The following is an 8,271-nucleotide window of genomic DNA, read 5'->3' on the forward strand; positions in this document are numbered from 1 at the left end:
CCGCAACCGACCGCCAGACCGGGCGACCGCCACGCGAAAGACACCAGCCACCTAGGGTCGGGTCGTGAGCACCTCTACTGCGACGGCCCACCGGGTCGCGACCGAGCGGCGCGGCCGCGTCCTGCTGATCCGGATGGAGCGGGCGGCCAAGCGCAACGCCGTCGACGCCGCGATGACCGCCGCGCTCGACGCCGCGCTCAACGAGCTCGAGGACGATCCGGACCTGTGGTGCGGCGTCCTCACCGGCGGGCCGACGGTCTTCTGCGCGGGGACGGACCTCGCGGGCGGGGCGGGGGAGCCGACCCCGCGGGGCGGCAACTACGGCGTGGTGAAGCGGGAGCGGTCCACCCCGCTGATCGCGGCCGTCGAGGGGGTCGCCTACGGCGGCGGGTTCGAGATCGTGCTGGCCTGTGACCTGGTCGTGGCGGGCCGCTCGGCCCGGTTCGGCCTGCCGGAGGTCGCCCGCGGGCTGGTGGCGAACTGCGGCGCGCTGTTCCGGGCACCGCGGCCGCTGCCGCTGAACGTCGCCAAGCAGATGTTGCTCACCGGGCAGCCCCTCGGCGCGAACCGGGCGTACGGGCTGGGCCTGGTCGCCGACGTCGTCGACGACGGGGGCGCCGGGGCCGCCGCGCTCGGCCTCGCTGAGCAGGTGTGCGCCAACGCCCCGGTGGCGGTGCGGGCCACGCTGCGGGCGGTCGAGACCGTGGCCGGCGAGCCCGACGAGCGCGGCTGGGTCGCCACCCGGGAGGCGTCCGAGGCCGTGCTCGCCTCGGCCGACCGGCAGGAGGGCGTGGCCGCGTTCCTGGAGAAGCGCGAGCCGCGGTGGACCGGTCGGTAGCCTGGCGATCATGACGGACGGGGCGCGGCGGGACGAGCTGGTCCGGCTGCTCCAGGGCTACGCCACCGAGTCCGCCCGGCTCGCCCAGGCCTTCTCCGAGCAGCACGGGCTGCACACGACCGACCTGCACGCCCTGATCGCGGTGCTCAACGCCGACCGGGTCGGCGAGCCGCTCACCGCGGGCAGGCTCGGCGCCCACCTCGGCCTGTCCTCGGGCGCCACGACGGCGCTGGTGGACCGGCTGGAGCGGCACGACTACGTCCGCCGGGGCCGGGACGAACGGGACCGGCGCCGGGTCGTGCTGCGCTACGGGCCGGCCGCGGCCGAAATCGGTCGGGCGTTCTTCGGGCCGCTCGGGGCGGGGATGGACGTGATGCTCGAGGGCTACGACGAGGCCGAGCTCGCCGCCGTCGTCCGGTTCCTCGCCGGGGTCACCGAGTTGGTGGCCGAGCGGCGCCGGCAGGTGGGACCGCTCGCGCCCTCGTGACGAGTGGCGCTATGTGCGACTTCCCGTTGCGCAGGGGCACCGCGGCGGGTGAGGCTCACGATCGTGAGCGATGGTGCCCTCGATGCCGCCCTGTTGGACTCCCTCTCCTTCGAGCCGCTGACCCCGACCGCGTACCTGGATCGCGCCGCCGCGGCGCACGGCGAGCGGATCGGGGTCGTCGACGGCGACCGCCGGTGGACGTACGCGGAGCTGCACGAGCGGTGTACCCGGCTGGCCGGTGGGCTGGCGCCGATCGCGGAGGGCCGTCCGGTGGCGGTCCTGGCCCCGAACACCCACGTGCTGCTGGAGGCGAACTTCGGGGTGCTGTGGGCCGGGGTGCCGCTGGTGGCGGTGAACACCCGCCTCTCGGCCGGCGAGGTCGCCTACATCCTGGGGCACTCGAAGTCGTCCGTGCTGATCCACGACCCGTCCTTCGACGCGCTGGTCGACGACGTGTTCGGCCGGCTCGACGCCCCGCCGCAGCGGGTCCGGGCGGGTGAGGAGTACGAGGCCCTGCTGGCCGCGGCGGAGCCGCTGCACCTGACGCCGTCGGACGAGCGGGCGTTGCTGTCGATCAACTACACGTCCGGGACGACGGGCCAGCCCAAGGGCGTGATGTACCACCACCGGGGCGCCTACCTGCAGTCCGTGGCGATGGTGGGGCACACGGGGCTCACCCCGTCCGCGGTCCACCTCTGGACGCTGCCGATGTTCCACTGCAACGGGTGGTGCTTCCCCTGGGCGGTCACCGCGGCGGCGGCGACGCACGTGTGCCTGCCCAAGGTGGACCCCGCGGAGGTGTGGCGGCTGATCCGCGAGGAGGGCGTCACGCACCTGAACGGCGCGCCCACGGTGCTGTCGATGATCGCCTACGCGAAGGACGCGGCGCCGTTGCCGGAGGGCCACACGGTGCGGATCGCGACGGGCGGGGCGCCGCCGTCGCCGGCGATCCTGCGGCGGATGGGGGAGCTGGGCTTCGAGGTCACCCACCTGTACGGGCTGACCGAGACGTACGGGCCGGCGATGCTGTGCGACTGGCGCCCGGAGTGGGACGACCGCGACGCGGAGGCGCAGGCGCGGCTCAAGGCGCGCCAGGGCGTCGGGAACATGATCTCGTGCGTGCCGCGGGTGATCGCCAAGGACGGGACGGACGTCCCGGCGGACGGCGTGACGACGGGGCAGATCGCCCTGCGCGGCAACAACCTGATGCTGGGCTACCTCGACGACCCGGAGGCGACCGCGGCCGCGGCGCCGGACGGTTGGTTCCGCACCGGGGACATCGGCGTCGTGCACCCCGACGGGTACGTGGAGCTGCGGGACCGGTCCAAGGACGTGATCATCTCCGGCGGGGAGAACATCGCGTCGGTCGAGGTCGAGCAGGCCATCATGGACCACCCGGCCGTGCTGGAGGCCGCGGTGATCGCGGTGCCCGACGAGCGCTGGGGCGAGGTGCCCGCGGCCTACGTGACGCTGCAGGAGGGCGCGTCGGCGACCGAGGACGAGATCCGCGAGCACGTCCGCAGCCGGCTGGCGCGGTTCAAGGCGCCCAAGTCCGTGACGTTCGGCGAGCTGCCCAAGACCTCCACCGGGAAGATCCAGAAGTTCGTGCTGCGCGAGAAGGCGTGGGCCGGGGTGGAGCGGCGGATCCAGTGAGCACGGGGTGCTCCCGCCCGGCGGTCCGGGCGGGAGCAGCGCCGGTCGGATCGCCGGTCAGACGGTGAGCTTGCTCATCGCCTTCCACGCGTCCCACGGCACGGCCCAGTCGTAGACGTCGCCGTCCTGGGCGGACAGCGGGACGCTGCTGCCGGTCACCTCGACCGGGTCGCCGTACATGGCCGTCTGGAAGTAGGCCTTGGCGTTGGCGATCGACAGGTTGATGCAGCCGTGCGAGATGTTCCGCCGGCCCTGCGCCGACTGGGAGGCCGGGTTGGCGTGGATGAACTCGCCGTTGTTGGAGATCCGCACCGCCCAGTACTCCGGCACGTTCTGGTAGCCGTAGTCCGGGTTGGACATGAGGACCTTCTCGGACTTCGCCATGACGATGTGGACGCCGCTGCGGGTGACCCGGCGCGGGTCGGTCTCCAGGCCGTAGCTGGCGGGCAGGTCCATGACCTGCTGCCCGTCGCGGATGACGACGATCCGGTGGCTGTTCTCGTCGGCCTTCACGATCTGGCTGCGGCCGATGGTGAAGTGGGTCGTGAGGTCGGCGGAGCCGTACCCGGCGGTCCCGAGGTCCTTGCCGTACAGCGGGGCCGCGACCGACACCTGCGTGCCGACCGGCCAGTACTCCTTGGGGCGCCAGTGCACCCGCGAGCCCATGGCGTCGTCGGGCAGCCAGGCCCAGGCGCCCTCGACCGGGGTCGACGTCGTGACCGTCAGCCCGCGCTCGACCTCGGCCTTCGCGGCGTCCGACAGGTCGCGGTTGAAGCGGATCTCGATCGGCGCGGCGACGCCGACGGTCGCGCCCTCGCCGATGTTGGTCGAGGCCTTGACCAGGCGTTTCGGGGCGACGGTGGTGAAGGACCCGGCCAGCGGGGTGGCGGCCCCGTCGGGCGCGACCATCGTGCCGCTCCAGGTGTAGGTCTCCCGGTAGTCCAGCGGCGCGGTGGCGGTCCACTGCGACCGGTCGCCCGAGTAGGTGCCGGGCAGGGCATCGCCGTCGGAGTCGGTCAGGGCGACGTCGTCGAGGGTGCCTGCGGTGGCGGTGGCCCGGGCGGCGCCGAGGGGGTGGACGTCGGTGGCGCCGGCGGCGGGCTGCAGGTCGAGCCGCGTGACGACGGTGGCCGGGGCCTGCGGTGCCGCGGTCGGTCCGGTGTGCGAGGCGTCGGCGTTGGCGCTCGCGCACGCCGCCACGAGCCCCGCGGACACCCCGAGCGCGACGGCGCCCGCCAGGATGCGGCGCACGGCACGCCACTGCACGGTCTTCACGGCTTCCCCTCCCGCCACACCAACCCCACGATCATCATGCCAACGGTCGGTGAAGATCCGGAGCGGAGACTGATTGCGATTCGATTGCGGAAGATGAATCACTCGAACGGCCCAGGAATGGGAATCCGCCATTCCGTGTGGCTTGTCCGGATCCGAATCACCCCATCGCGCGGCCTGCGAGCAGCGTTGCGGCTCGGAAGGGGTGGGCCGGCGGCGGGGGGATCGCGGGCAGTGACGGGGTGGTCCGGCCCCTCGACCGAACTGCGCGACGCCGGCCCGAGCCGACCACCGATCCGACGGCCGACCGTGGTTGGTCCACCGTCCCCGGTGGTACCCGGCGCGCACTGCGCCACGTCGGTACGCCGCCGGGGCGCAGGGCGGCGCGGGTGTCGCACCGCGGCAGCGGGGGCGCCGGCGGTAACCACCGGTGCGCCCGGGACGACCGGAGGTGACGGGAGCATGACGTCGGGCGAGGGTGGCGAGGTCACCGGAACCAAGGACAAGGACTACAACCTCATCTGGTTCACCGAACAGTGCCTGAACAACGCGTTGCGGCTGGAGACCTACGCCCAGGACGCCGAGCGCGACGGCGACAGCGACCTGGCCGAGTTCTTCCGGCGGGCGCAAGGGGAGAGCCGTAAGGGCGCCGAGCAGGCGAAACAGATGCTCGGGCGGCGGCTGGCCGGCTGACGGACGGGCGCGAGGACACGGTCGCCCCGCCCCGCTCCACGCGATTCCTCGACGAGCGGGTCCCGGCGGCCGTGTTCCCGGCCCGGATCACCCACGGCCCGGGCATCCCCGGGTCCGCACCCGGGCGCGAACGGGTCAGCGGAGGCCGAGGGTGCGGTAGCGGCGGCGCCGGCGCACCAGGCGGTCGACGGGGGAGAGGGGCAGCAGGGCGCGCAGCTCCGACTCCACGGCGTCGGCGATGCGGCGGGCGAAGGCCTCGGGCTCGTCGGCCGCGTCGGGGTGCTCGTCGACGATCGTGTCGACCGCCCCGGCCCGCAGCAGGTCGACGGCACGGACGTGCTGCCGCGCCGCCACCTCCGCCGCCTTCTCCGGGGTGCCGTGCACGATCGTGCTCGCGCCCTCGGGCGGCAGCGGGGTGAGCCAGCCGTGCCGGGCGGCGATCACCCGGTCCGTGGGCAGCAGTGCCAGCGCGGCGCCGCCGGTGCCCTGCCCGAGCAGCACCGAGACCGTCGGGACGGGGAGCTCGGTCAGCTCGCCGAGGCACCGGGCTATCTCGCCGGCCAGCCCGCCCTCCTCGGCCTCGACCGACAGGGCCGCCCCGGTCGTGTCGATCACCGAGACCACCGGCAGCCCGAGCTCGGCGGCCAGCCGCATCCCGCGCCGCGCGGTCCGCAGCGCGCCGGGCCCGAGCGGCTCCGCCGCCTGCGCCCGCCGGTCCTGGCCGAGCAGCACGCAGGCCACGCTGCCGAACCGCACGAGCGCCAGCAACAGGCCGCGCCCGGCCTCGCCCTCGCCGGTCCCACCCAGCGGGACGACGTCCGTGGCCGCCAGCCGCAGCACGTCCCGGACCCCCGGCCGCTCCGGGCGGCGGGACCGCTCGATCGAGGTCCAGGCGTCCTCGTCCGGGCCCGAGGGCTCACCGCGCTCGGGCGCCGACGGCGGCAGCCGCATCGGGTCGACGGGGTCGAGCATCGCCAGCACCCGCGCCGCGACCCCGGCGAGCCGCTCCACCGGCAGCACCGCGTCGACGATCCCGTGCCGGTGCAGGTTCTCCGCCTTCTGCACGCCCGCCGGGAACTCCGCGTCGTACAGCGCGGAGTAGACCTTCGGCCCCAGGAACCCCACGAGCGCGCCCGGTTCCGCCACGGTCACGTTGCCCAGCGAGCCCCACGAGGCGAACACCCCGCCCGTCGTCGGGTGCCGCAGGTAGACGAGGTACGGCAGGCCCGCCGCCTTGTGCGCGGTCACCGCCGCGGAGATCGCCGCCATGCGCAGGAAGGCGATCGCGCCCTCCTGCATCCGGGTCCCGCCCGACGCCGTCGCGGCCAGCAGCGGCAGGCGCTCGTCCGTCGCCCGCTCGATCGCCCGGATCAGCCGCTCCGCCGTGGCCACCCCGATCGAGCCGGCGAGGAACGCGAACTCGCTGCACACGACCGCGACCCGGCGGCCCGCGATCCGGCCCTCGCCGGTGACCACGGCCTCGTCGACGCCGCTGCGGTCGTGGGCCGCGGCGAGCTCCGCCCGGTACTCGGGGGTGTCGGCGACCAGGGGCACCGGGGCGGGCGTGCTGTCCCAGGACCGGAAGGTCCCGTCGTCGAGCACGGTCTCGAGCAGCTGGCGCGAGCGGGGTGTCACAGGGTGAGCCTGCCATCCGGGCGGACCCGGAGCAGGGTCGTGACCACCATCGGGGCCACCGTCGGATGCTGACAGCCGGCTCACAGAAATCCCTCACGGACCCCACACGACCGGCCCGCAGAGTGAACGCATGACCGCCACGCCGACGCACCGGCGCGCAGCCCTGCGCACCCGGGTCGACGGTCGGCCCGGCGAGCCCCCCAAGCCCCGCAAGCTCCGCCTCCGGCACTCCCTGCGCGCCCGGCTCGTCGTGGCGGTGATGCTCCTGCTCGCGACCGTGTGCACGGTCGTCGGGCTGGCGACGGCGATCGCGCTGCGCCATTTCATGCTCAACCAGCTCGACGACGACCTGGTCTCGGCCGGCGGCCGGTTCGTCGCCATCCAGAACGGGGCCGGCCCGTCCGGCCCCGGTCACCCCGCCGAGCACGGCGGCCGTGGCGGCGGCTCCGACTTCCTGGGCCCCGCCCAGGCGCCCCGCACCGTCGGCGCCACGATCGTCGCCGGGCGGGTCACCGACGCGGTGGTGACCGACCGCGGCGGCTCCGTGCAGCAGGTGTCCGCCGACGCCCTGGCGGTGCTGGCGGCGGTGCCGACCGACGGCCACCCGGTGAGCGAGGACCTCGGCGACCTCGGGACCTACCGGCTCCTCGCCTCCGTCGACCGATCGGGGACGGTGCTGGTCACGGGCCTGCCGCAGGCGGACGTCGACCATCTCACCCAGCTCCTCGTGGTCGCCGAGTCGATCGTCGTCGTGCTCGCGCTGACCGGTGCGGGGGTGGCCGGCGCGATCGCCGTGCGCCGCGAGCTGCGGCCCCTCGAGCGGGTCGCCGAGACGGCGGGACGGGTGTCGGCGCTGCAACTCGACAGCGGCGAGGTCGAGCTCCTCGAGCGCGTCCCGGCCGAGCACACCGACCCGGGCACCGAGGTCGGCCAGGTGGGCGCCGCGCTCAACCGCATGCTGGACAACGTCGCCGCCGCCCTCGACGCCCGGCAGGCCAGCGAGGTCCAGCTCCGCCAGTTCGTGGCCGACGCCAGCCACGAGCTGCGCACCCCGCTCGCCGCGATCCGGGGCTACGCCGAGCTCACCGCGCGCGACCGGACCCTGCCGCCGACCGTCGCGCACTCGCTCTCCCGGATCACCTCGCAGGCCGAGCGCATGTCCACGCTGGTCGAGGACCTGCTGCTGCTCGCCCGCCTCGACGCCGGGCGCCCGCTCGAGCGCGCCCCCGTCGACCTGACCCGCCTGGTGCTCGACGCCGTGTCCGACGCCGGTGCGGCGGGCCCCGACCACCGGTGGCGGCTGGACCTGCCGCCCGAGCCCGTGGTGGTGCTGGGCGACACCCTGCGGCTCACCCAGGTCCTGACGAACCTGCTGGCGAACGCCCGCACCCACACCCCGGCCGGCACCGAGGTGACGGTGGGCCTGCAGGTGCCGACAGACCCGGCAGACCGCGCCGTCCTTGTCACCGTCACCGACACCGGCCCGGGGATCCCGCCCGAGCTCGTGGCGCACGTCTTCGAGCGGTTCGCCCGCGGTGACGGCTCGCGCTCGCGCGACCGGGGCAGCACGGGTCTCGGCCTCGCGATCGTGCAGGCGGTGGTGGCCGCGCACGGCGGCACCGTCACGGTGGCCAGCCGCCCCGGCCGACGTACCCTTCGCGCACATCGTGCCCGGATGTACCGATCAGAGCGG

Annotated in this window: 7 protein-coding genes; 5 read left to right on the forward strand and 2 right to left on the reverse strand. The window is 74.8% G+C overall.

Annotation, left to right across the window (positions count from 1 at the left end; translation table 11 throughout):
* Positions 1 to 64 precede the first annotated feature (64 nt).
* The 3 genes from LWC33_RS33900 (at position 65) to LWC33_RS33910 (ending at position 2,978) form a co-directional block, all read left to right on the forward strand.
* The gene (locus tag LWC33_RS33900; RefSeq protein ID WP_233308802.1) at positions 65 to 838 is read left to right on the forward strand and encodes an enoyl-CoA hydratase-related protein; all 774 of its coding nucleotides are present in this window, start codon (positions 65 to 67) and stop codon (positions 836 to 838) included.
* 10 nt (positions 839 to 848) lie between these two features.
* Complete coding sequence (locus LWC33_RS33905) at positions 849 to 1,325, forward strand: MarR family transcriptional regulator (RefSeq protein WP_233308803.1); 477 nt, start codon at positions 849 to 851, stop codon at positions 1,323 to 1,325.
* 93 nt (positions 1,326 to 1,418) lie between these two features.
* Complete coding sequence (locus tag LWC33_RS33910; protein WP_233308808.1) at positions 1,419 to 2,978, forward strand: AMP-binding protein; 1,560 nt, start codon at positions 1,419 to 1,421, stop codon at positions 2,976 to 2,978.
* Between the two features lie 57 nt (positions 2,979 to 3,035).
* Here LWC33_RS33910 and LWC33_RS33915 read toward each other — a convergent pair whose 3' ends face one another.
* The gene (locus tag LWC33_RS33915; protein WP_233308804.1) at positions 3,036 to 4,253 is read right to left on the reverse strand and encodes a L,D-transpeptidase; all 1,218 of its coding nucleotides are present in this window, start codon (positions 4,251 to 4,253) and stop codon (positions 3,036 to 3,038) included.
* A gap of 459 nt (positions 4,254 to 4,712) precedes the next feature.
* Between LWC33_RS33915 and LWC33_RS33920 the strand changes: the two genes are divergently transcribed.
* Positions 4,713 to 4,943 (forward strand): hypothetical protein, encoded by a 231-nt coding sequence (locus tag LWC33_RS33920; protein WP_233308805.1) that lies wholly within the window; start codon positions 4,713 to 4,715, stop codon positions 4,941 to 4,943.
* Between the two features lie 135 nt (positions 4,944 to 5,078).
* On the opposite strand, the gene LWC33_RS33925 is transcribed toward LWC33_RS33920, so the two are convergent.
* Entirely contained in the window at positions 5,079 to 6,578 is a 1,500-nt protein-coding gene (locus LWC33_RS33925) for a carboxyl transferase domain-containing protein (protein ID WP_233308806.1), read from the reverse strand.
* A gap of 130 nt (positions 6,579 to 6,708) precedes the next feature.
* Between LWC33_RS33925 and LWC33_RS33930 the strand changes: the two genes are divergently transcribed.
* The coding region (locus LWC33_RS33930; protein ID WP_233308807.1) for a sensor histidine kinase at positions 6,709 to 8,271 on the forward strand (1,563 nt) is incomplete at its 3' end.

Source organism: Pseudonocardia terrae, from assembly GCF_021343995.1.
GTDB lineage: Bacteria > Actinomycetota > Actinomycetes > Mycobacteriales > Pseudonocardiaceae > Pseudonocardia > Pseudonocardia terrae.

What these genes read in the sequence shown, in the direction of transcription:
- LWC33_RS33905 (WP_233308803.1), top strand. Translation starts at nt 849, where the DNA reads ATGACGGACGGGGCGCGGCGGGACGAGCTGGTCCGGCTGCTCCAGGGC.
- LWC33_RS33920 (WP_233308805.1), top strand. Translation starts at nt 4,713, where the DNA reads ATGACGTCGGGCGAGGGTGGCGAGGTCACCGGAACCAAGGACAAGGAC.